Annotated in this window: 23 protein-coding genes; 1 reads left to right on the plus strand and 22 read right to left on the minus strand. The window is 44.3% G+C overall.

All coding sequences use genetic code 11. The features are described from left to right. Positions 1–207: 207 nt before the first annotated feature. The 21 genes from glmS to ESE_RS0104405 form a co-directional block, all read right to left on the minus strand. A complete protein-coding gene (gene glmS / locus ESE_RS0104290; RefSeq protein WP_010371801.1) occupies positions 208–2025 on the minus strand; it encodes a glutamine--fructose-6-phosphate transaminase (isomerizing) in 1818 nt (605 codons plus the stop codon). A 509-nt stretch (positions 2026–2534) separates the two neighbouring features. Further along, on the minus strand, positions 2535–3740 hold the full coding sequence (locus ESE_RS0104300; protein ID WP_010371809.1) for an ammonium transporter: 1206 nt from the start codon (positions 3738–3740) through the stop codon (positions 2535–2537). Positions 3741–3918: 178 nt separating this feature from the next. Then, positions 3919–4401, minus strand: coding sequence for a hypothetical protein (locus ESE_RS0104305; RefSeq protein ID WP_010371812.1), 483 nt, complete (start codon positions 4399–4401; stop codon positions 3919–3921). 8 nt (positions 4402–4409) lie between these two features. Beyond that, on the minus strand, positions 4410–5516 hold the full coding sequence (locus ESE_RS11840) for a C39 family peptidase (protein ID WP_010371815.1): 1107 nt from the start codon (positions 5514–5516) through the stop codon (positions 4410–4412). A gap of 124 nt (positions 5517–5640) precedes the next feature. Beyond that, the gene (locus tag ESE_RS0104315) at positions 5641–6792 is read right to left on the minus strand and encodes an LCP family protein (RefSeq protein ID WP_010371816.1); all 1152 of its coding nucleotides are present in this window, start codon (positions 6790–6792) and stop codon (positions 5641–5643) included. A gap of 615 nt (positions 6793–7407) precedes the next feature. Continuing rightward, positions 7408–8322 (minus strand): glycosyltransferase, encoded by a 915-nt coding sequence (locus ESE_RS0104330; protein ID WP_010371824.1) that lies wholly within the window; start codon positions 8320–8322, stop codon positions 7408–7410. Continuing rightward, positions 8319–9857, minus strand: a complete 1539-nt coding sequence (locus ESE_RS0104335) for a lipopolysaccharide biosynthesis protein (RefSeq protein WP_010371827.1) — start codon at positions 9855–9857, stop codon at positions 8319–8321. Before ESE_RS0104335 ends, ESE_RS0104330 begins: the two co-directional genes overlap by 4 nt. Next, positions 9854–10837 (minus strand): EpsG family protein, encoded by a 984-nt coding sequence (locus ESE_RS0104340; protein ID WP_075274790.1) that lies wholly within the window; start codon positions 10835–10837, stop codon positions 9854–9856. The genes ESE_RS0104335 and ESE_RS0104340 overlap by 4 nt, the downstream gene beginning before the upstream one ends. A gap of 146 nt (positions 10838–10983) precedes the next feature. Then, positions 10984–11940: a glycosyltransferase family 2 protein gene (locus ESE_RS0104345; protein WP_134658974.1), complete on the minus strand. Its 957-nt coding sequence runs from the start codon at positions 11938–11940 to the stop codon at positions 10984–10986. After that, on the minus strand, positions 11912–12922 hold the full coding sequence (locus ESE_RS0104350) for a stealth family protein (RefSeq protein ID WP_010371834.1): 1011 nt from the start codon (positions 12920–12922) through the stop codon (positions 11912–11914). Before ESE_RS0104350 ends, ESE_RS0104345 begins: the two co-directional genes overlap by 29 nt. After that, positions 12919–14091: a glycosyltransferase gene (locus ESE_RS11415; RefSeq protein ID WP_128735763.1), complete on the minus strand. Its 1173-nt coding sequence runs from the start codon at positions 14089–14091 to the stop codon at positions 12919–12921. The genes ESE_RS0104350 and ESE_RS11415 overlap by 4 nt, the downstream gene beginning before the upstream one ends. A 17-nt stretch (positions 14092–14108) precedes the next feature. After that, complete coding sequence (locus tag ESE_RS0104360; protein ID WP_157725484.1) at positions 14109–14663, minus strand: sugar transferase; 555 nt, start codon at positions 14661–14663, stop codon at positions 14109–14111. Positions 14664–14698: 35 nt separating this feature from the next. Then, complete coding sequence (locus ESE_RS0104365) at positions 14699–15421, minus strand: CpsD/CapB family tyrosine-protein kinase (protein WP_010371843.1); 723 nt, start codon at positions 15419–15421, stop codon at positions 14699–14701. A gap of 12 nt (positions 15422–15433) precedes the next feature. After that, on the minus strand, positions 15434–16297 hold the full coding sequence (locus tag ESE_RS11420) for a YveK family protein (protein WP_010371846.1): 864 nt from the start codon (positions 16295–16297) through the stop codon (positions 15434–15436). Positions 16298–16644: 347 nt separating this feature from the next. Beyond that, positions 16645–17412 (minus strand): tyrosine-protein phosphatase, encoded by a 768-nt coding sequence (locus ESE_RS0104375; protein WP_010371849.1) that lies wholly within the window; start codon positions 17410–17412, stop codon positions 16645–16647. 123 nt (positions 17413–17535) lie between these two features. After that, on the minus strand, positions 17536–18093 hold the full coding sequence (gene frr, locus ESE_RS0104380; protein ID WP_010371853.1) for a ribosome recycling factor: 558 nt from the start codon (positions 18091–18093) through the stop codon (positions 17536–17538). 1 nt (position 18094) lies between these two features. Then, positions 18095–18817, minus strand: coding sequence for a UMP kinase (pyrH, locus tag ESE_RS0104385; protein ID WP_010371856.1), 723 nt, complete (start codon positions 18815–18817; stop codon positions 18095–18097). A 23-nt stretch (positions 18818–18840) separates the two neighbouring features. Further along, positions 18841–19719, minus strand: a complete 879-nt coding sequence (gene tsf / locus ESE_RS0104390) for a translation elongation factor Ts (RefSeq protein WP_010371859.1) — start codon at positions 19717–19719, stop codon at positions 18841–18843. Positions 19720–19902: 183 nt separating this feature from the next. Beyond that, positions 19903–20679 carry a 30S ribosomal protein S2 gene (rpsB, locus tag ESE_RS0104395; RefSeq protein ID WP_010371861.1) on the minus strand — a complete coding sequence of 259 codons (777 nt, stop codon included), beginning with the start codon at positions 20677–20679 and terminating at the stop codon, positions 19903–19905. 152 nt (positions 20680–20831) lie between these two features. After that, entirely contained in the window at positions 20832–21122 is a 291-nt protein-coding gene (locus ESE_RS0104400) for a GIY-YIG nuclease family protein (RefSeq protein WP_010371865.1), read from the minus strand. After that, positions 21115–21876, minus strand: a complete 762-nt coding sequence (locus ESE_RS0104405; RefSeq protein ID WP_010371867.1) for a tRNA1(Val) (adenine(37)-N6)-methyltransferase — start codon at positions 21874–21876, stop codon at positions 21115–21117. The genes ESE_RS0104400 and ESE_RS0104405 overlap by 8 nt, the downstream gene beginning before the upstream one ends. 78 nt (positions 21877–21954) lie before the next feature. Here ESE_RS0104405 and ESE_RS0104410 point away from each other — a divergent pair, with 78 nt between their 5' ends. Continuing rightward, positions 21955–22599 (plus strand): lysophospholipid acyltransferase family protein, encoded by a 645-nt coding sequence (locus ESE_RS0104410; RefSeq protein ID WP_010371869.1) that lies wholly within the window; start codon positions 21955–21957, stop codon positions 22597–22599. A 36-nt stretch (positions 22600–22635) separates the two neighbouring features. On the opposite strand, the gene ESE_RS11845 is transcribed toward ESE_RS0104410, so the two are convergent. Beyond that, positions 22636–24309, minus strand: a complete 1674-nt coding sequence (locus ESE_RS11845; protein WP_010371871.1) for an NlpC/P60 family protein — start codon at positions 24307–24309, stop codon at positions 22636–22638. Positions 24310–24361: the final 52 nt, after the last annotated feature.

Genomic DNA, 24361 nt, shown 5'->3' on the forward strand with positions numbered 1-24361 from the left:
TAAATAACCACACTGCTAAATTGACAGTTGTAAACTTGTTAAACGTTTAACTTGAATCTGAAAAGAAATAGTACGTGCCATTTTCAAAAAATAAAATGGCCTAAAAATTCACAACAAAAAAGGAGTTGCTTGGCCATACGGCTCATCAACTCCTTTAGCAAAAAGCCCAAGACGAAACAGACGTCTTGGGCTTCCTTTTTAAAACTCTTATTGAACAGTAACCGACTTGGCCAAGTTACGTGGACGATCGACATCCAAGCCACGGCCGAGTGATGTGTAGTATGCCAACAATTGTGTTGGTACCACTGACAACAATGGTGACAACAACTCATTCACATCAGGCAAGATGAAATCATCACCTTCTTTAGCCAATGATTGCGTCACAATCGTGTAAGCACGTGAGCCACGCGCTTGCGTTTCTGCCAAGTTACCACGAACTAGGCCAGCTGTCTTTGCTTGTGTAATCAAAGCAATTACTGGTGTGCCGTCTTCAATCAAGGCCAGCGTACCATGCTTCAATTCACCAGCCGCAAATCCTTCAGCTTGCACGTATGAAATTTCTTTCAACTTCAGTGCCGCTTCCAGCGAAACTGTTGAGTCAACACCACGGCCGATAAAGAAGGCATTCCGTGACTCAACCAAATATTGGTTAGCAACTTGTTGCAACGTTTCCTTGTCATCAACAATTCCTTGAATACCCACGGCAATCTTAGACAAATCTTGTTCCAAATCAAAGCCAAGCGTTGCACGGTCAGCAATCGCATAAGCCAAAATTGCTTGCAAAGCAACTTGCGCCACGTAAGCCTTCGTTGAGGCAACCGCAATTTCAGGGCCTGCCAACAATGGCAATGCATAAGTTGCTTCACGCCATAGCGTCGACTTCTCGACATTAGTTAGCGTCAGTGACTTAAAGCCTTGTGCGTTAACGTTTTGAAGCACTTCACGTGAGTCAGCAGTTTCACCAGATTGCGTCAAGAAGATAAAGAATGGCTTCTCTGACAATAATGGTTGCTCGTAAGCAAACTCTGATGACAAGTGAACCTCAGTTGGCACACCCGCCCATTGTTCAAATAAGCGCTTACCTACCAAACCGGCGTGATATGACGTACCGGCAGCGACAATGTACAAACGATCGGCTGCTTTAAGATCGTTCAAAATGGCTTGACCAACGTGCACGCCACCTTCATTATCTAGGTATTTCTCGATCAAGTGGCGAATCACAATTGGCTGTTCATCGATTTCCTTCAACATGTAGAAAGGATACGTACCCTTATCAGTTTCTGAAGCATCAATGTCCAAGTGGAATGGCTCACGGGCCGTTTCGTTACCATCAGCATCGAAGAGTTGCACCTTATCTGGGTCAATAATCGCAATTTCACCATCATGTAACTCAATAAAATCGTGCGTTTGATCCAACATCGCCACCGCATCCGACGTCACCACGTTAAAGTCTTCTCCAACACCGATTAGCAATGGTGACTTTTGCTTAGCAACGTACATACGGTCTGGTTCATTACGATCCATCAGCAAGAAACCATAGGCAGAGTTCGTGTCTAACAAGCTGATCAACTTACGCAAGGCGTCAAATGTTGACATGCCTTCATCCGCAAACTTACCAATTAATTGGACGGCAACTTCCGTATCAGTGTCTGAATGGAAAGTCACATCGGCCAAATATTCTTGCTTTAATTCTAAGTAATTTTCAATCACACCATTGTGAACCAAGTAAAAACGACCATCGGCTGACAAATGTGGGTGTGCATTATTAATTGATGGCACACCATGAGTTGCCCACCGCGTGTGTGCAATACCGCTTGTTCCAGTCACATTTTTTGTACTAACCAAGGCCTCAAGTTGGGCAACACGACCCTTTTCTTTCACTAGCTGATCAGTTCCCAATGCTTGGTCAGCAACGAACAAACCCGCAGAATCATACCCACGGTATTCAAGCTTTTCCAATCCCTTCAACAAGATTGGTGCTGATTGATAATTTAATCCCGTAAATCCAACGATTCCGCAATACATATTTTGTTCCCCCTAATGCACTATCATAAACAAAGTGGTATACCCTTTTGTTTCTTCATTGCGTTTTAATACAATACCTATAATACCGTTTAAAAAAGCACGGTCAACTAAATCCTAGTATATTTTATTTTAATTGGTAAAAATTGGTATAGGTTTACGTATAGACCAATTCCGATTGATTATCGCTAATAGTTAGCTGAAAGCGCGTCCCAATTGCCTTTCACCACCTTAAGTAGCGAACCAAAAAAGCCAGGTTACACGTCAATGTGCAACCTGACTTTTAACAATTAATCATCGCTTATTAATGCTTCTTCGCATCCTTAGCGGGGTGAGTGTTCGTATTCATCTTTTCGAAGGCACGAACAGCGCGATCAACTTTCTTATTCAACATGCTCAAACTAAACATATGAAATCCCCCTTTTCATTTTGCTATTGTAAAGAAACCCTTTACAAACTTGTAATATTTGGTTTTTAATACATTACCGCGAATAATACGTATTGTCAACCCTTTATTTCGTGAACGTTAGTGACTCACCGTGTTGCAGCAAATCAACACCCGTTAACTCAGCCTTTTCACCGATTCTGAGTGGTACGATGAGACCTACAATTTTAGCAATTGACCAGGTCATAACGACGGAAACAGCGATTGTTAAAACAATTCCGGCCAATTGCACACCCATCAAGTGCCAATTCCCTTGTAACAATCCAGTTGTACCTGCCAGCGTTTTTGTAGCAAACACACCTGTTAGCAGTCCACCGAATACACCACCGACACCGTGCAAGCCAAATGCATCCAGTGTGTCATCATAACCCATGCGGTATTTAATCACCGTCGTCGCAATGTAAACAACTAACGACACGACCACACCCATAATCGCTGCCGACACCGGCTCAACGAAGCCAGCGCCTGGTGTAATCGCTACCAATCCTGCAATGGCCCCTGACATGGCTCCAGCAACCTTAACCTGTTGGAAGACCAACAAGTCGAACATGACCCATGTCAGCATACCGGCCGAGGCCGCAATACTTGTGTTAATGAGGGCCAACACTGCCACACCGTTTGCTGCTAAAGCTGACCCGGCGTTAAAACCGAACCAACCAAACCATAGCAAGCCACCACCAATAACAACAGACAGCATATTGTGAACTGTTAACGTAGTAGCCTGCTTACGCTTTCCGATGATCAAGGCCAAGGTAAGTCCTGATACACCAGAAGAAATGTGCACCACATCACCGCCGGCGAAATCTAACGCACCCATCCGAGCCAGCAAACCACCGCCCCAAACCATGTGAGCTAATGGCACATATACTAATAACATCCATCCCAGTAGAAACAAGATAAACGCTTTGAAGTTCATTCGCCCGACTACCGAACCAGCGATGATTGCCATGGTAATCATCGGAAACATCCCCTGAAACAACGCAAATGCCCCATCCGGGATACTTAGACCTCGTGAGCTACTAGTCATGGATACCCCGTGAAAGAAGGCTGCCCGTAGATCGCCAATGATTAAACCGTGTCCACTAAAAGCTAGCGAATAGCCAACCGCAAACCACACGGTACCACCGATAGCAATAGCAATTAGCACCATGGCTAATGTGTTCACTGTTGAGCGCACATCTGTGAATCCACCGTAGAACAATGCCAATCCAGGCACCATCAACCAAACTAACGCGGCACTGACAAGTACCCATGCAATATCCGACCCCACCATATCGCTACCTCCTGATATCTCTCATCGACTTCTAATTTATAATCAGTATAGGCACTCTCTCATTGCACACTCACAATTGTGTTAGGAATGATGACATCGGCTGGTCTGGACCAATGCAAAAGCCCCAGCTAGTGGCACTCGTTTAAGAAGCTACTAGCTGGGGCTTTTGCATTGACTATTATTTCAGTTGCGTTTTGACGTACGTCGCAAAATCAGTATGCGAATCCTGCGCGGCTTGCCAATATTGTTGCAACGTTTGATTATCGATTGATGAAGAATCAACGCCCGCGTTGTAAAGCATAATACGAGCAGTTGATGCATCAAAAGTTGTCGTTGAAGAAGTCGCCGGTTGACTGACTGCTGTGCTAAAACTGCTTGCAATCGTTGCCTGTTCCTCGGCGACACTACTTTGTGATTCAGAAGCCGTTTCTACCGACGCACTAGCATTAGTCGCCTCATGACTCATTTGCGTTGTAACACTTGCTGTACCGGTGCTCGTCTGATCTGAACTAGCTGAGGTTACCTTGCGGGCAGAACTTGTTTGGTGTGCCGTGTGATGCATTCGCTGATTTTGCCCCAGGACATACGCACCAATTAACACGCCAATGATAATCAGCATGCGAATGACAAGACCAATCCCTTTACCTGTTTGTTTTTGCATGTATCCACCTACTCAATCGCAAATACGGGTGTGCCAGCATCCCAATCATGTGGGTCAGCTGACAAACGGCCAATTAACCCATCCACCGAGTTCCAACCATTGTAGAATTGGTGGTTGTACGGATCAAAAACTTCTGTATTCCCATCACTATAGCCGTAAGCTGCGACCGCGTGACCAATCCCCACGTTAATTAAAAAAATAACTGGGTAGCCATCACGCAAGGCATCTTTAACTTGCGTTGGCGTTGTAAGGTTGCGTGTTGTATGACCGAAACTATTGACCATACGAACTAAGTCACGACCTGACGCACCATATGACATGCTTGCGCCGCCCAAACGATTAGCAACATCACGTGGTGTCGTATTGACGCCATATGACCCATTCATAATCATCGCGATGCTTGAAGGAACACACCCAGTTGCCCCAAACGTGCCACCGTTAAACCAAGTACCTGACCAACGGCCATCCCACTGTGAAAAGTAAGTTGGCTTACCAGGTACAGCCCGAGAATAAAAAGTACCATCGTTACCAAAGTAGTACTTCTTGTTATTGATCGTCTGGAGTCCTTGTACCGCTCGTCCATCACGACCAACATAATAATTCATCCCCCAAGCAGTTTCCCATTGCGAGTTCTGCCGGACACCATTCTGGAACCAATAGTAGGCACCCATGTAGAAACGGAATCCCGTAAAGTTGGCCCCATTAGTCACCCAACGCCAACCACTATTATTCACGGGCACATAGGCATCTTTAACCTTACCTCGCAAAAAGAATGTCCCATTGTCACCAAAACTGTACACCGTCCCATTAATCGCTTGGTTACCCTGGACGGCCCGGCCGTTATCATCCGTATAATAACGCATGCCCCAGGCATCACGCCAGCCGGCATTTTGGCGAACACCATTAACAAACCAATAATACGTCCCCATATAGTAACGGAAGCCTGTATACGGTTTCCCATTTTCAAGCCAATTCCAACCACCATTAGCCGTAGATACTTCTGGCGAATAAATATAACCTGTCCGATTATCTGCCGACGCCGACGTTGTTAGTAACGAAGTTGCGCCCAAAACACCCACAGCTCCTATTAAAAGAGCTTTTACTACCTTATTCATCACATTAACTCCCCAAATTCAATCTTGTTACATATTTCACTTTTTATAATGCGCTATCTTGCGGTTAAAAACAAGCATTTTTACCCTCAAAAAAAGAGTGCCCAAAATAGCACTCTTTTCGTTATTATTCAGTTGGTACACCATTGGCAATCATCACATCAGTGGAAATATTGCCACCATATAAGTTACCTGTATTAGCTGCTGGCAAGCCCAACGCCTTGCGCAACACATTCGTTGCACGTTGTTGTTCAGAGCTTGAAACGACTTCAGTAGAGCCAGACGTCAAACTGTAACCCGTTCCTTGAATGTGATCATTCTTCACGTTGTTAGCCGCCCCTGAATACTTTGTCGCAATTGCTAACATATCGTTGTAGCTCAAGTCAGTTTGCATTGATGAAGAAATTGAATTCAAGAAATCTGTATTCAACAACTTTGTTGGATTGCTCTTCGCTGCGTCAACAATTCCTTGCAGCACCAATCGCTGACGTTCCTGACGACCGTAGTCTCCCTGTGGATCATCGTAACGCATCCGTGAGAAGGCCAAGGCAGCCTTACCTGTCATCTTGGTGTGTGATACACCGTTGTATGACCACGTTGTTGATCCTTGCGTAAAGCTGTACAAATCACCCGCGTCAGCGTGAGCCGTCTCAGGGTTGTACGCAAACGTCAATGGTGACGTCACCGTAATGCCGCCAACTTTGTTAACAACCTTTTCCATGCCACCCATGTTAACCAATGCATAGAAGTCAATTGGAATATTTAGCCAGTCCTGAATCGTCTTAATTGTTGATTCGGCTGATCCGTAAGCATACGCCGCATTAATTTTTTGTGGGAAGGTATCCTCATACCCATCAATCGCGACCAACGTATCACGTGGAATTGACATAATCGTCGTCTTATCTGTTTTAGGATTAATGGTCACAATCATGATTGAGTCAGTTCGACCTTTGTAATCACGTCCCAAAGCACCCGTGTCTGTACCCAATAGCAACAATGACACCGGCTTACCATCTGACAAGACAGCCGACACATCACGCGCCTTCTTCATCGTCGGTGCCACGTATGACTTATCGATAGCACTCTTAGTCTGCATATATGCATAGCCGAATAAGCCAGCAATTACCAAGACAATCACCAATAAGATTGATAAAATCCAATTACGGACTTTATGTGATTTCTTTGGACCCTGATTTTTTGGGGCTTTTTGTTTTTTTCCGCCACGTTCATTCGCTAAGCGACTTGAGCGTGAAACGGGTTGTGTTTGCTCGTTATCCATGAGCCACTCCTTCTCAACTGTAATACATACTTGTGCATTTATTGTAAAACGAAACTGACTGAATTGCCGTAATTTCCCGTTGATGTTTATTTTTTTATAAACACTCCCGTACTTGTAGTCAGTAATTCAGCCTAAAAAGGCCGTTACATGTCCTAAAGTTCGAAAAATCTGGCGTAAAAAAACGGTGACCGAACTGTTATCGATCACCATCTCTTAATTTCGACTAGTTTTCATTGATACGAGCTGCGACTAATAACGCCATCCCCATCACACCAATAAATCCACCGGCTAAAAATGACACTAACATCATCATGATTTGCCCTCCTCTATTTCTTCTCTATCTCCTCATATTACTAATCGTTTATGAATGATTTACGAAGGTTGTTCTACTTTTTATCCAGCGATTTGAAACTTGAACGTCACCGCCAGATATTTTACACTTATGTTCGGAGGCAGTTCACAATATGTATATACTGGGAATCATTTTAGCTTTTATTCTTGGTGGATTAGTTGGCGTTATTGGCATGGCCATGCTAGTCGCTGGTCGCCGTTCAGAAAAAGATTAATCATCACAAAAGCAGTCACCGGCACAATGTCATTGGTGACTGCTTTTTACTACAATAATTTATTTAGCACCCAGAACAGCACTCTTTTCCGCCAAGGCAACGAGCTAGCGTCTGACTGATATTGTCTGGTCATTTGTATCAATCGTGGCATGTTTAGCCAGCCACCAGGTTGACGGCATAAGCGTCGACTATCCATCACGACTGTGTCCGCAACCTTCGCAGCACTTAATGCAACTGGCACTATCGGTCGTAACGCTTCTAAAAAGCACTGACTATTGGCCACGATATCAAACGATAAGCGACGTGTCGTTGACTGCGCTGTTGGTAGGTACTGATAATAGTTCGCCGGTACAAATCGTACGTCGGTCGCCTTTTGGCAAACCGCGACATTAAACAACATATCTTCACCCATGTGCAATGATTCATTGAACATTAGGTTAGCACCTCTAATTAATTGTGTGCGATAAAATTTATTGAACGGCTCTGGCCCCACGCCTTCATAACTCGTTAACACCGGCAATTTTAACAGTGCCTGCAATAATTGAAATCGGCTCGTTGCGTTTAACGACATGTCATGTACCTGGCCGTTTGTAACAAACAACACCAAATCAATTTGGACCTGCTGAGCTATCAGGTGCGTCTTTATAATTTTATTAAGCATGACGCCATTCACTTCATCATCAGCGTCAACGAATGCGAGATACATCCCCTTGGCCACCGCTATACCTTGATTTCTGGCCGATGCTGCGCCACCATGCTGTGCGATGATTAGTCGACCATCCTCAAATAATTTTAGCTGATGTCGGATTACGTCAAGACTTCTATCAGTGGATCCATCATCAATAAAAATCACCTCCACTGCAGTGACTAACCGCAACTGTTGCATTAGGGCCGGCAACGTTTTGGCATTGTTATACACTGGCACGATAATACTCAGTAGTGGTTGCCCTTTAAATTCACTCATCGTAAATACTTTCTCCCAGTCATTTGACGCCACATGATTTTGCATAAATCACGGGTCTCAATTTGGCAACTGAACGCCAAGATAAAAACAACACTATAGCCAACAACACTACCCATCCCCGTAAAAATTAAACCTAGCCACCCCATTTGTGGTAGCCACCCATGACATACATAGTGCACACCAACCAAACCCGCTAACGCAACATGATAGGCCGCAAACTTTACTAAAGGGCATTTGGCACTTTGTTGAAAGCCGTGTTTGAAAACCAGCCACGGCTCCCACCAGAAATTAACGACTAAATTACTAATAATATTCCCCAGCAACACCGCATTGATTCCCAAATCAGTTTGCGTGATTAGCCACAAACTAGTTCCCAAATTCACACCCGCTTCAACTAAAGATTTATATCGCATGGTCCAAAACAATCCCAACGCTGCTGCAAAACTTAAATTTGCTTGTCGCAACATCGTAAATCCCAAATTAATCACGATTAAAAAGACCGTGAAATCAGCAAGAACATATGCTGGTCCAAATACTAACTGAATGAAATCCTGCATCACAGTAAAGCAGCCCCCTGCTAAGACCGTACTAACTAACGCAATTAAACATAAGTTGCGATAGTACGCGACTTGCTGTTGCGCTACGCTTTCGGTTACGCCAATGTGGCCAAAAACGCCAACAATCGCTGCCATTACCTGGCCAACTAAACTACTTAACCCTTGGACAATTAACGCGTAATTTGTATAGGCACCCAAAACACTTAATCCTAGATACTTAGCAATCAATAAATTATCGGTACCGTTAACGACAATAACACCAACCTTCGCTGAAATATTTCCAAGGACGTTCTCTCGTAATTTTTGTTTGATGGTTTCTGGGATGCGTTGCGATGAACGCCAAGTCAGCATTGGATACTGTTGCTTAGCCCGCCAATTAATCAACAAATTAGCAAGTAGCGTTCCTCCAATGTGGAGCATTAAGAAGGCCACATAGTTTTGCCAAACAACTAGGACAACAATTTGCACAATGTTTTGAATGAACCGGCATCCTACCTGATTGATATTATTCACGTACGCGCGTTGATCAGCAATAAACAACGAACGGGCATATGAGAAAAAATAACTCAACGCCGTGCCAATAACATACAAGTAAAACATGAACTGAATATGTGGAATTGTTAGACCCGGCTTTACAAAGAACGGTAACCCGGCCGCTAATAAAAGGCCCAGTAATAAAATGGTAAATCCAATGCCACCGTACAAACGTCGGTAACAAGTCAGCAGCGCATCCACTAGTCCCATGTCTCGATTCGCTAATGGTCGATACAACGAAAATGTCATGGCCGCTCCGATACCTAATTCCGCAAAGGACAAAATATTCATTAAATTATTAAAAAGACCGTTTGCACCTAAATAATTAGCTGACATCGTCTGCACAAAAACGATTTGCATCGTAAATTGCGATGCTAGTGTCACAAGTTGTGCTCCCGTGGCTACTACTGTATTTTTAACCGTTGCCGTTGCATGATTTATCATCGCCATTCCTCCTTCATCACATAGGTTTTATCTGGGAACATGGCGTTTTCATGAATCATTGGTGCGTACGTATTGTGATACTTAGTGCCATAGTGGTAAGTCGCAAAGCTATAGGTTCCTACTAAAAGCCCCATTATCGCTAATAAGAGCCACTTATTCCGTTGCGTTAGTTGTCCTAATATCTGCGCGAAAATAGCAAAAACAACTATTAGCCCATCGATTAAAATACGATCAAAATTGTAGGCCACCAAATAAAGCGGCACCATACTATAAAAAATCAATGCCATTTGCTGGCCTAACCTAATTGACGACTGTAGTGGTTGATTATCTGTCTGCTTGAAAATGGCTTCTAGACGCCAAAATAGCAGTAATAACACGACAGCTATCGCCACGTCTAATATGATAATCATACCTGGCTCGAACCGAAGCGCGTACTGCAACATTTTCGGGCCGATCACCGGTAACCGTGTGGCAATTGCCTGAACGATCAAGACGTAAATATGACGTGTCACCGGCACAGCAATTAACAAAGCACCAGCACTAATGACACCAATGAACCATAACTGTGCGTTTCGCGTTCGCAATCGTCTCATCGGCAACAACAATAAAAAGAATACTGCCGCTAATTGAATGCCGGCGGCTAGACCCACCAACATCACAAAATACATCGTATCAAACCGTTTGTCCCGCCAGAGATAAGCGATGGCAACGAAAACGACAGTGGCCATCAAATAATTTCGTAGCTGTACCCCCGATTCAAAGAACTGAATGGCGGTATAACATAACAAAACCACCCGCTTATTATCGACTTGAAGGATGTTTAACCCCCAAGCCATACAACTCATTTCAATCGTAAAAATGACTAATTTAAACTGTTGATAGGACAATCCCACCTTAGTTGCCATCTGCATGACCTGATTAAAAACCGGTTCGACTTTGTTGGTACTTCTGGATGTGTATAGTACCAGTTGTAAACCCAATTGTCGGACACGGTAATCGGTACATAGGCAAATATAATTGCTAACAGAACCAAAAACACTATCGACACCCGTTGCTGACGACTTGGTGTAAGCAATAACAGGATTAATTCAATCAGGACTAAACCATAAAACACGCCGACCATTGCTTACTCACCACCTTTAGCGGACCAGCACAAGACTAGCGCGCAGCCAGCTAACCAAATTAGAACGTCTTTGCACTGCCGGCGCCATTCGTCATCGAATTGCCAACCTGTTTGCCAACGCCGTTTTGCCTGACATAGTTGGCGCAATACACCCACCTTATCCTTTAAGGACACCTGTCGATAACGTAAAACCTGAAACATATGACTGAACAGTTGCTTATTAAGCAGCATGTTAATTGCCGGTACATCTTGTGGTTGCGCCACATCCGTCCGGTAATCAACTAACTGTTGCAAGACCGCCACGACATCGACATGCTTCACAACGGTTGAACTTTGTGTAATGCTGCTATCACGCACACAATACTTAACTAATGGGGCTTCCAATACCTTCACATGACTAGCCCGTAAGAACGCAATTGCCGTAAAAGCCATATCTTCAAAAAAACGGCCTGGCGGAAATAACAAGTCCCTCACTAATTGCCGACGATAAATTTTATTCCAAGCACCTGTGTAAATATGCTGTAAATTATTGGTCGGTTTAAACACTTGAATAACGTTGCCCTGTCGAATTTTTTGGAAACCAAATACCACTAAATCAGTCGTACTGTCCAATGTTTGTACCATTTGATTAATAGCTCCCGGCGTCAATTGATCGTCGCCATCCAAAAAAGCCAGCCATTCACCTGTCGCCATCCGCATACCTGTATTCCGCACTTCACTCAGACCACGATTAAACGTATGACGATGGAGAATAACGTTTTCGTGAGCAGCAAACCGGCGACAATGAGCCCACGTTGCATCCGTGGAAGCATCATCGATAATGATAATCTCCAGTTCTTGTCGTCTTTGTGTCAAAACTGATTGCAACGTCGCAGCAATTTCATCCTGCACATTGTAAGCTGCGATAATTAGTGACAGTACTGGTTGCCGATTATTTCTCATAGTTACTTTTGTTTGCAAAACGTCGCTCCAAAATTTTCATAGTTGCTAAAGCAGCAGTTTCCTGTGCGGGTGTCGTAACCGTATCATTTAGCACCACCATCTTTGTTATTTTTACCCGGCTACGGAATAAACGCTTCACGGCATCAACATCCTGAATCTCTAAATAACGACCAAATTTATATGATCGCGGCTTAACACATCCAGTCAAAATTTGATAATAGCGCATCAGCCAAACTGAAATGTCGGTTACCTGACGTTGCTTATTTGTCAACGCCATCTTCGTTACCTCCCTTTCGTAAAGTGAATAACCATTCATAAAAGAAGATTTCAAAAATGGTATCGCAAGATGATGATCGTAGAAGCGTGTGAAATATGGCAATATCGATAACAAACTCGATAGCAACCCTATTCTGACGCCGTTTCTCAAGGAAAAGGCCGCAGTCCAATTAGTGAACAACCATTCTCTTTTAGAAAATTCGCGGTTTATTAGTGTCATGTTATTAACCGCCGTATGGGCAAAATCATCTCGTGGCATTAATAAAAATTGACTCGTCATATCAACCACCTTTTCACCATCTGCCGTAAAAAAATCGCTTGGCCAGACTGGATTTGTAAACAAAAAATCATCATTTAACAGGATAAAGTGTTCGTTTAACCCCGGAATACGCCAGCAGTGCACTTCAATCACATTTGAATTATAAGTTGGCAAATACTCGTTTGGAATAAAGCTAGTATGATCTACGACAACCAACCGTTTACTGTCTTTAATAAAGCTAGGCCGTTGCTGATCAGTGACAAGATAGATTTTGTTTACCCATGGCGCATACTGCGCAATTGAACGCAACAAATACTTCAACGTACCAAAATCACGATATCGTTGGTCCGCTGCTTCGTACTCTGGTAATGACACATGTTGTGACCTGCGTTGTTGCCAAGCTAAATCACTGCCATCAACCCAGGGGATGACGATATCAATTGGCATCTTCGTTAACTGTTTCATTGGTTCATCCCCACCTTATCCCCCTTAAGATACCGACGGTAAATGCCGGTCATGATTGTATCAACACGTGACTCATCAAATTGCATTAAGAACTCGGTATACTCGTTTAATGCTGGCTGTAATCGTTTGTCCCGCACACGTTTAATCGCATCAGCTAACGCCATAACATCTAGCGGGTTAATTAATTGTCCTAATTTTTCGTCAATTAAGTAATCTGCCATGCCGGTTCCCTTAGCGCCAATCATGTATACCCCATCGATTAGCGCATTAAAGCCACCCATGCCAAATCCTTCTCGTAGTGATGGCATGACAATCATGTCTGCAGCGTAATGTAAATCTTGTAAATTCGCCTGATATCCCAAAAACGTTACTTGCTGCGACAAGCCAAGCTCAGTTACTAACCGTTTAGTTGTTGCTTCAGCCGCTCCGACCCCAGCAAAGAATATCTTTATCTGTGGATTTGATAGTGCATGCACTGCTTGCAAGAGTGTTGCTTGATTTTTGCGAGTACTAAACTCACCAACTTGAATGATTGCAAAATCATCGCTAGTTAAGTCAAGACATGCGCGCATCCGTTTGCGAATCGATAATCGTGTCACTGGCAAAACGGCTAATGACCGCTGCACTGGCGCACCAATACTGGGCAAATACGTGACTCTTTGTACCGGTAAGAATCGGCTAACAGCCTCATCGGTGTGATTAATGACTAACAAATGTTGCGTCAGCCAAGCCAAGAACCACTCAATCGGAAAGACTAACCAGTTTTTAAGTGGTCCACCTCGAAAGAAATGAAACCCATGCGCCGTATAAATGACTGGACATCCCGTACCCCACGATGCCAACCGCGTTAAAGCTGCCCCAATCGGCGAATGGACATGTATCAAGTCATACTGATTTTCCCCAATTAACCGACGTAATTGTGTCATCACTTGGTAGTTCACCATCAAACGCCCAAGTCCACGATCAAAATTAATTTGATGTAAGACAATTCCCATTTCCGTCAAATCCATAATCAGTTGACAATTGGTCTGGTCATCCACAGTCCCAAAGTTCTCAAAATCAGCTGCCACATGGACTTCAGCTCCTAAGTTAGTCAAAATCGCTAAATTCCGCATATTAAATTGTTGAATCATGTTCGCCTTGGCGGCTACCATTAATACCTTTTTCAAACCTAATCCCCACTAACCTACGCCTTATCAATATCAGACTGTTGCAGGACCTTAATTAAAGTCGCCCCAACAATACTAGCATCGTGCGTAAAACTGACTTGCTTGGCATACGTACCGTCATACTTTGCTTTTTGACAGTCTGAAACGTTATTTCTACCACTCACCTGTGCTAAACCGGTGATACCAGGCAACACCCGATCTGCGCCCAGTGCTTTACGTTTCTCAATAACTGCCATATCGGATGCTGCTAACGGTCGCGGTCCCACAAAGCTCATCTCACCACGTAAGACGTTAAAGCACTGTGGTAGTTCATCCAATGATGTACGGCGTAAAAATTTACCGACAGTCGTCACGTAGGCATCCCGATTATGAAAATCCTGATGCGAAACCAGTGGTGCTGACCCAACCATTGTTCGAAATTTATAAACTTCAAACGGCTGACTATGACGGCCGAATCTAGTTTGTTTAAAGATTGGATTTTCGTGTGTGACAAGCCAAATCGTACCTGCAATCACGATCATTGGTAGACTAAAAATCACCAGTAATAAACTTGCAAAAATGCAATCTAACATGCGTTTAATCAATTTTTGATATAACCGTTGCCCAATCATTTTTTAAACGTTTCCCCATAACCATAACTTGCATAACGTTGCTTCTTTTTATCTCGGTGTACCACACCAATAATTGGTGTTTGACTGAGCTTCATAATTTCGACCGTGCGTTTAATATTTGCCTTTTTTGTTTTTCCTAAAGCAACAACCAACACAACACCATCAACCTGTTTCATTAACATTTGGGCATCCGTCACCGCTAAAACTGGCGGTACATCAATGACCACCTTGTCATAATGCGCATTAGCCCAGGTGATTATTGTTGTCATCTTTTCCGATCCCAGTAATTCAGCCGGATTAGGTGGCACGGGACCGGCTGTCAATACATCTAACCCCGTGATTTGTGTTTTTTGCACCGCATCTATCGGCATTTTTGCTGCTGATAGCACCGTGGTTAGCCCTCTGTTTGGCAATACTTTAAATGTCGCCTGAGCAGTGGAACGTCGCAAATCAGCATCCACATATAACACCGACTGTCCTGACTGCGCCCATGTGACAGCTAAGTTACTTGCAACTGTGGTTTTACCATCCGATATTTCCGCCGATGTTATCAGGACAGTTTTAAACTGTGGCAAAGTCGCACTAACAAATTCGATATTTGTTCGGAGTGTGCGAAATTGTTCTGATACCGGATTCTTCGGTTCGTGATACGTCACTAATTGTGCCCCAGAGTTTTGCGTCAAATTATTATCCTGACGTTGTTTGTTAAATAACCTCATTATATTCACCTATTAAATACGTTGTTTGATGCGTGAGACACCCTGTTCATTTAGCATTACTCGTCGTTCTTTTAAACGACCAATGCCTGTGATCGTTCCTAAATTAGTGAGTCCCAACTCATCCGTCATAAAAGTCTCTGTTTTGATTGTTCGATCGGTTAATTCTCGAATCACCCCAATGACCAATCCCAACCCAACACCGGCCACCAAACCAACCAACACCATTAATTGCTTATTAGGTGCCGCCGGTTCAGTTGGACGCGTAGCCCGCGAAACAATCGACACATTTGAGACAGCCATAATATCTAGAATTTTTGCCTGAAAAGCATCTGCAATGGCGTTCGCAATATCGCGTGCCGCCGTTGGATTTGAGGCATCAACATTAATTGAGAACACTTGTGAATTCGTCAAACTAGAAACATTCACCATTCTAACGAGCTGTTTCGCCGTCAAGTGACTATCAACGTACTTAGAAGCGCGCCACTTATATTGCGCTGGCTGAGCCGCGGTAATTTCAACAGTTTGTCCAAACGCATCAGTCATGTGTTTAGCAGGCAGGCGTGGCACTTTCTCAACTTTAGTTGGTAACTCCAAGCGTTTGATTGCCTCATTCAAGATGATTGGACGCGTCAAGATATCCTTGTACGTCTGAATTAGCTGCACATCTGCTTGTTGATCACCTAACTGCACACCTTGCTGTCCTGAAGTCGTCTTACGATTAACTAACAGTGCCACCGTCGCCCGATATTGTGGCTGCATGACATGCGTCGCAATCCCATAGGCAATGCCTCCAGCAGCAATCCCCAACAGCGTCATCAACAACACGTTGCGTTTAATAATTTGCCATAATCTACCTACATCAATGATGTTGTCCATAATTAAATACTCCCCAAGAATGTCATCTCAAAAATAAGTACCGCCAGTGTAGCATTTATTAAAAAGCGACATATTAACGCGATGTAACAGCAAAAAACGACTGATTTCGCGTTTTTCACACTGAATCAGTCGTTTTAGCTGACATATTCCTGTATTGAAGACCAGTATTTTGCCTATCGATTTGTTTTATGCAAACGGTCATACTATATTTCAGTCCCGTATCTTAATGCCATCATTTTTGTTGCATGTAACCCCGTTAACTATTACTGAATTTTCGTTTTGTCACAAAACGTTAATGTGTTTTGTGCGACAAAAAAGACTGATCATCATGTTGATGACCAGTCTTTTTAATAAGCTGAAAATAGCCTTTTTTTCTTAATTGGCACTATTTGTTGCCTTGAAACGCTTGTACCATTAATTAAGGCTTTCGCATTTTCGTTGAATTCAGTTGCTAAACCTGTGCCATAGGTAGCCACCAACTTCTCGAACGCTTTCGCCATATTATACTGACGCCCAGGCAACTGATGGGCATCCGAGGCAATAATCTGAGCTAAGCCGTGACTTATAATATCCTCACTAAATGCCATCACCGCTTTCCCAAAGACACCAACGTATGAACTCGCAGTAACCTGCGTATAAGCCCCCTGTGAAACCAGGTCGTATAACAAACGCGGTTCCTGCATCAACCTGTGATTCCGTTCAGGATGCACAATTACCGGCGTAATCCCTCGTTGTTGCAGCTGAAACAATATTTCACTTGTATATAATGGCACCTCGTTGGCCGGTAATTCAACCAACAGAAACCTGCCCTGCGTGTCCGTTGTTAAAATATCACCCGCATCCAATGCCGTTAATAATTCACTAGTCAATCGCACTTCTTGCGCTGGAAAAACCGTTAACGGGATTGCTAATCGATCTAATTCTGTTTGAAAAACAGCCGTCAAATTAATAACATCAGTCGCGTGATTAATGAATTGACCGTCCATGTGGTGTGGTGTCACCAACGAATGCGTAATCCCCTCTATTACCGCGACACGAGCTAATTGTATTGATGCTTCTAGCGAGCTTGACCCGTCGTCAATATTTGGTAATAAATGACTGTGTACATCAATCATGTGACTCCCCCTGTTCATTTGTACCTTATCACTATACGGGATTCACAACAGCGACGCCACTCTTTAAACAAAAAAGCACCCAACTATCAAAGTTGAGTGCTTTTTGAAAAATCATTAGTCGAATTAAATCGTCAACAATTCCTTTTCCTTTTCAGCAGCGATACCGTCAATATTCTTAACAGCGGCATCAGTAGCCTTTTGGATGTCGTCTTCAAGCTTACGTGCTTCGTCTTCTGACATGTCACCGTTCTTCAATGCCTTCTTGGCATCGTCCATGGCGTCACGACGAACGTTACGAACCGCAACCTTAGCCTTTTCTGACTCACCCTTAACTTCCTTAGCCAATGACTTACGAGTTTCCTCAGTCAAGGCAGGAATTACCAAACGAATCACTGATCCGTCATTAGCTGGTGTCAATCCAAGATCAGAAGCAAAAATTGCTTGCTCGATATCCTTCAAGATTGACTTGTCAAATGGTGTAATCAACAATACACGTGCTTCAGGCACAGTAATTGAAGCCAATTGGTTCAAAGGTGTTGGTGCCCCATAATATTCTGCCGTAACATTACGCAAAATTGATGGGTTTGCCACACCGGCACGGATATTACCAAGCTCGCGACGCAAAACGTCAGCAGCCTTACCCATACGCTCGTTAGCTGAATCAAGAATTGGATTAGCCATATTAGTTTACCTCCACGGTCGTTCCGATATTCTCGCCCAAGACCACACGCTTAATATTACCAGCTGTGTTCATGTTAAAGATTACCAAATTGATATCATTGTCCATTGACAACGTTGAGGCCGTTGAGTCCATGACCTTCAAACCTTGCGCAATGATGTCCTTGTGCGTCAATGACTCGAACATAACTGCGTCAGGGTTCTTACGAGGGTCATCGTTGTAAACACCGTCAACACCGTTCTTAGCCATCAAAATAGCCTCAGCGTTGATTTCAGCGGCACGCAATGCAGCCGTTGTGTCAGTTGAGAAGTATGGTGAACCCGTTCCGGCACCAAAGATCACAACGCGACCCTTTTCCAAGTGGCGAACAGCCTTACGACGAACGTATGGTTCTGCCACTTGACGCATTTCAATCGCAGTTTGTACACGAGTTGGTACGTCTTCAGATTCCAAAGCATCTTGCAATGCCAAGGCGTTCATCGTCGTTCCCAACATACCAACGTAATCAGCTTGGGCACGTTCCATGCCCAACTTTGCGCCAGCTTCCCCGCGCCACAAATTACCACCGCCGACAACGATAGCAATCTCAACGCCAAGTTCGTATACATCCTTAATTTCTGCCGCGATACTCTTGACAGTTTCAGGATCAATTCCGTAGCCGCGTTCACCAGCCAAGGCCTCACCTGACAACTTCAAAAGTACGCGCTTGTACTTTACGTCTGCCATTATTTAATAAGCCTCAGTTCTGATTAACCGATTTGAGCAGCAACTTCTGCAGCAAAGTCAGTTTCTGCCTTTTCGATACCATCACCAACTTCGTAGCGAACGAATGACACAACCTTGCCACCCTTTGACTCTACGAACTTAGCAACAGTTTCCTTACCGTCACCCTTAACGAATGGTTGGTCAACCAATGAGATGTCAGCCAAGAACTTGTTCAAACGACCTTCAACCATCTTTTCCTTGATGTTGTCAGGCTTACCAGCCAAGTCTTCTGAGTTCATTTGAACTTCCTTCTCGTGTGCCAAAACATCAGCAGGCACTTCTTCACGTGAAACGTAGTGTGGTGCAATTGCGGCAACGTGCATAGCAACGTCCTTGGCAACTTCTGCATCAGCACCGTCCAACAATACAACTGAAGAAATACGTCCACCCATGTGTGAGTATGCACCGAACTCTTGTCCTTCAGCCTTCTCAACAACTTGGAAACGACGCAAAGTGATCTTCTCACCAGTGATTTGTGTCGTGTGGATAATCATCTCGTTCAAAGTTTGGTCTTCAGAAACCTTCAACTCCAAAGCAGCCTCAACGTCAGCTGGCTTGAATTCAACGATAGCGTTTGCAACAGCGTGCAACAAGTCGTTAAACTCAGCGTTTCCGGCAACGAAGTCAGTTTGTGAGTTCAATTCGATGATTGCGGCAGCGTTATCCTTAACGGCAACGTAAGTCATACCTTCGGCAGCAACAGCATCGGCCTTCTTAGCAGCCTTTGCCATTCCCTTTTCGCGCAATACGTCGATTGCCTTGTCCATGTCACCGTCAGTTTCAACCAACGCCTTCTTGGCGTCCATCATTCCGACACCAGTCTTTTCACGCAATTCCTTAACTTGTGAAGCAGTAATAGCCATTGTTATGGTCTCCTTGTTAATGCAAAATCTTTATCTAAATTAGTATACACGAAATCTTCTAATATATCTATTATATCGCGCAAAATTCACGGCTAGATGCATTAGTATTTCATACAAACTCTATTATAACGAAAAAGACCGCCTAACAAAAGTTAAGCGGTCTTTTCTATCGACGAGATCGAATTAGTTGTTACCTTCAACGATTTCAGTCAATTCTTCGATTGAAGCTGCCTTGTCAGCACCTTCAGCTGCGAAGTCTTCTGCAGCAACAGCATCTTCACCTTGGTTACCCTCGATGATAGCATCAGCCATCTTAGCAGTGATCAAACGAACGGCACGGATAGCGTCATCGTTTGATGGAATCTTCACATCAATTTGGTCAGGGTCGGCGTTCGTGTCAACCATAGCCACGATAGGAATGTTCAACTTGTGTGCTTCTTGCACAGCCAATTGCTCCTTGTGAGGATCAACGATGAACAACAAGTCAGGAATCTTAGGCATATCTGCGATACCACCCAAGAACTTCTCCAACTTTTCGCGTGACTTGTTCAACAAAGCCACTTCCTTCTTTGGCAAACGGTCGAAAGTTCCGTCTTCTGCCATAGCACGCAATTCCTTCAAACGTGCAACACGCTTTTGGATCGTTGACCAGTTAGTCAACGTTCCACCCAACCAACGGTGGTTTACGTAGAACATGTTTGCGCGAGTTGCTTCTTCAGCAATTGCATCTTGAGCTTGCTTCTTAGTACCAACGAACAAAACCGTTGCACCGTTAGCTGCTGCGTCGCGAACGTAGTTGTAAGCTTGGTCAACCAACTTCACCGTCTTTTGCAAGTCGATGATGTAGATGCCGTTACGCTCCGTAAAGATGTATTCTGACATCTTTGGGTTCCAACGACGAGTTTGGTGTCCGAAGTGAACACCAGCTTCAAGCAATTGCTTCATTGAGATAACTGCCATGAGTATCTGCCTCCAAATGTTTTTCCACCTAGCCTCGCATGTAATTCCGCGACCCCGAGGGCACCCGTAGAACTATTGAGTACTAGTGAGTATTTTATTGTGGTCAAAGACCATCTATGTATAATACAGGGTTTTTATACCTCAGTCAAGCGTTAATCTCGCTTTGCCGGCGTAAAATCTGTGACACCATGTTCCCGCAGAAAAGCCACTTTATCTACCCGTTTTAACTTCTTAAAGACTGCCTCAGCATGCAAGGCTTCTCCCTTAGTTGCGAATGCTTCAGCATACAACAATTTCAATGGATGCCGACTCGCCGGACGTGTGTACTTAGCACCCTTACCAGCTTCGTGTGTGGCAAAACGTTTACCAACATCATCCGTAAAACCACCATAAAACGTGTTATCTGCCGTTAATAGCACGTACATATAATAAGGCTTATCCATTGCTTTTGCCTTCGTAAATATCCCAGACAGCTTTCGTATAAGTATCATCATCATTGTGCGTCACAATTGGCGGCAAAATTGTGGCCCCCGTTAACGCACCGTCTTTAATCGCATCAATCAAGAGGACATTAGCTGGTTCACCCGCTTTTGGATACACAAACTGGATGCGTTTCGGTGCCAAATGATTCTTCTGCAATGATTCAAGAATCTCAAACAAGCGGTCTGGCCGGTGTACCATGAAAAAATGCGCCTTATTCTTCAATAATTTCTTAGCCGTGTAAGTCACCAAATCCAAATCTGCTTTAATTTCATGCCGTGCAATTGCATAGTGCTCATCTTCATGCATGACCGTATTTTCATTATCGACCGTAAAATAGGGCGGGTTTGACACGACCATATCGGCAGATCCTGGCCGAATATCCGTAAAAATGTCGCGCATATCTTTGTTAATAATCGTAATTTTGTCTGTCAAATCATTCATTTGGACAGAACGGGTTGCCATATCTGCCAATCGTTCTTGAATTTCGACCCCAACAATTTGCCCCGCGACTTTGTGAGCCATAAACAAAGACACCGCCCCGTTACCGGCACCTAGGTCAACATTCAAGCCACGGCCATTTTTACGTGGCTGTGCAAAATTGGCGAGTAAGACCGCATCTAACGAAAACGAAAAAACCTCTTTGCTTTGAATAATATGGACATCATCGTTGTACAGCATATCGATGCGTTCGTCGGGTAATAGATCAACTTTCATGTTTGAGTTCTCCTGTATGTTTGCCAACAGCCCGCTTCCTGTGGGATAATGAAGCGTTATTATTAGGGAGGAACGAATATGTTCTACACATTCATACGTTTTGTCGCAGCTGGCGTCGTTTGGCTCATTAACGGGCGTTATAAGCTTACCGGCCAAGACAATCTACCTGAAGGCAATTATATTTTGGTTGGTCCTCACCGTACTTGGTGGGATCCCATCTTCTACGCTCTTGCGGCTTGGCCACATAAATTTAGCTTCATGGCTAAAAAAGAGCTCTTCAAGAATCCTATTTTACGCTGGATTCTGATTCACGCCAATGCTTTTTCCGTTGATCGTGAAAATCCTGGTCCTTCGGCGATCAAGATCCCAGTCAACAACCTTAAGAAAACTGACCTGGGTGTAATCATGTTCCCATCTGGTAGCCGTCACTCACAAGAAATGAAGGGTGGTGCTATGATGATTGCCAAATTGTCTGGTAAGCCCCTTGTACCAATGGTGTATCAAGGACCCGTTAAGTTTTCTGGTTTGTTCAAACGTGGTAACGTCAAGATGGCGTTCGGTGAGCCAATCTACGTTGACAAGCGCATTAAGCTGACTGACGAAACAATGGCTGAGTTTGGTAACACGTTGCAGGCGGCATTTGATAAAGTTGACGCCTCAATCGACCCAAACTGGGTATACATCGATCCCAAGCCCAAGACTGAAAAAATTGAATCAAACTAACAAAAAATCCTGAGCAAATGCTCAGGATTTTTTTGTTTAAACCAACCGTCGTACTACGCCGTCAACAATGTCATACCATGGCACAGCGTAAGCGCGATCGTCACGATCAACGACATCGCTCAGTCGTGAGACGCCAACCCCACCTGTTGGTGAACTTGGTGAATCATGAAGGAAGTATTGACCACCAAGATAAATCCCGACGTGCCCAATATGATCCATAAAGAATATATCGCCACGTCGAATGTTCGACCATGGCACACCTTGACCTAAGCTAGTTTGTGAATAAGTCACCGCATCCCCCACATTACCAGCGAAGACACCTGAATTAGCAAAGCACCAACGAACAAACGAAGAACAATCAAACTGCCGGGCTGCAATTGACCAGCTATTACGCCCGCCACCCCACACATATGGCGAGTGGCCAACGAGTGATGTGCCAGTGTCAATTGCGTGCTCAATTTGCCAATTACCAGTTCGCACAACGCCACCGCCATCCGCCCAATACTCGTTACCATTTTCCCAAACGGCCTCATTCGTCGCTTTCAGGTAAGTCCCCGGATGGAAATAGTACAACCCATTCTGCCAATATTTGTACCCTGAGACACAGCGTCCGGTCTCATCATACATATACCAAGTGCCCCATCGAGCCGGTTCGTACACATTCGTATGCTTCAAGTAGGTTCGCGCATCAAACGTATAATAACCACCCGCCCATGGTTGCACATCAGTTAGAATGCGACCGTCAGCCCCAAACAAATACCACAATCCCCATTGTGACGCCGTATAGGTATTGCGCATCATGCGACCGTCACGCAAGTTGAACATGTAGTACGTGCCTTGGAACTTCTGGACGCCCTTTTGCTTCACTCCATTACGGAATAGATAGCGATGTTTACCATCACTCAGGTAACCAGTTGCTCGTTTACCATTTTGGTAGAAAACGCCTTTTTTATAACCTGTAAATGGTTTGGGTTTGACCACTTTCTTAGTAACTGGTTTGGCTGTTGTCGAAGCAGCACGCTTCGCAACGGTTACTTTAGCGGTTGAAACAGTCGCATGCTTAGTGGCTTGTGGCGCTGCCTTAGCAGATACGACTTGCGCCGTTGATTTTGGCACTTGTTTCTTCACGACTGCTGCAGACTGATGCGTAGCTTGTGCAGAAGGTGTCACTTCCCGAGTTAATCCACGCCGACTAACCGTTGTAGATGCAGACGTCACTGATGACACACTACTTGGCACAATTTCTGTTGCTGCCGAGGATTGTTGTGAGGTGGCTGACGAAACTTCTGGCGTCGTGGCCGAACTAACGCTACCGGCATTGTTCGTTCCAACACTGGTGCTTTCGCTCGATAGCGCTTGGCCAGCCGATGCCATACTACCTAGCGATTCAGTTGAACTGTCAGCCAACTGAGAAAAGCTACCACTTGAGGCATCTGATCCCGCACTTGTCACACTCGTAGTATCAACTGATGATAACGACGTGGCTGGTATGTCAGCTGATGCCGATGCCGACGCCGAGCTGGCACTAGTCGTTTCATCTTTTTGCAATACAACGACCTGGTCAGGTTGTGGGACTGGTTCATCAGCGACCACACCTAGTTCATCCCCATTGTCATCAGCTGACACAACAGCCCCACCAGTCATAACGCCAACAATTGCTAAAGTTGCAGCGACCCAAACTTTACCTGCTTTATACATCTTTTTGCGCATGTTCAACCTTCACTTAAAGCTTAATACTTCCTTAACTTATGCCAATAAGTGT

The organism is Weissella cibaria KACC 11862 (assembly GCF_000193635.1).
In the GTDB taxonomy this organism is placed as follows: domain Bacteria; phylum Bacillota; class Bacilli; order Lactobacillales; family Lactobacillaceae; genus Weissella; species Weissella cibaria.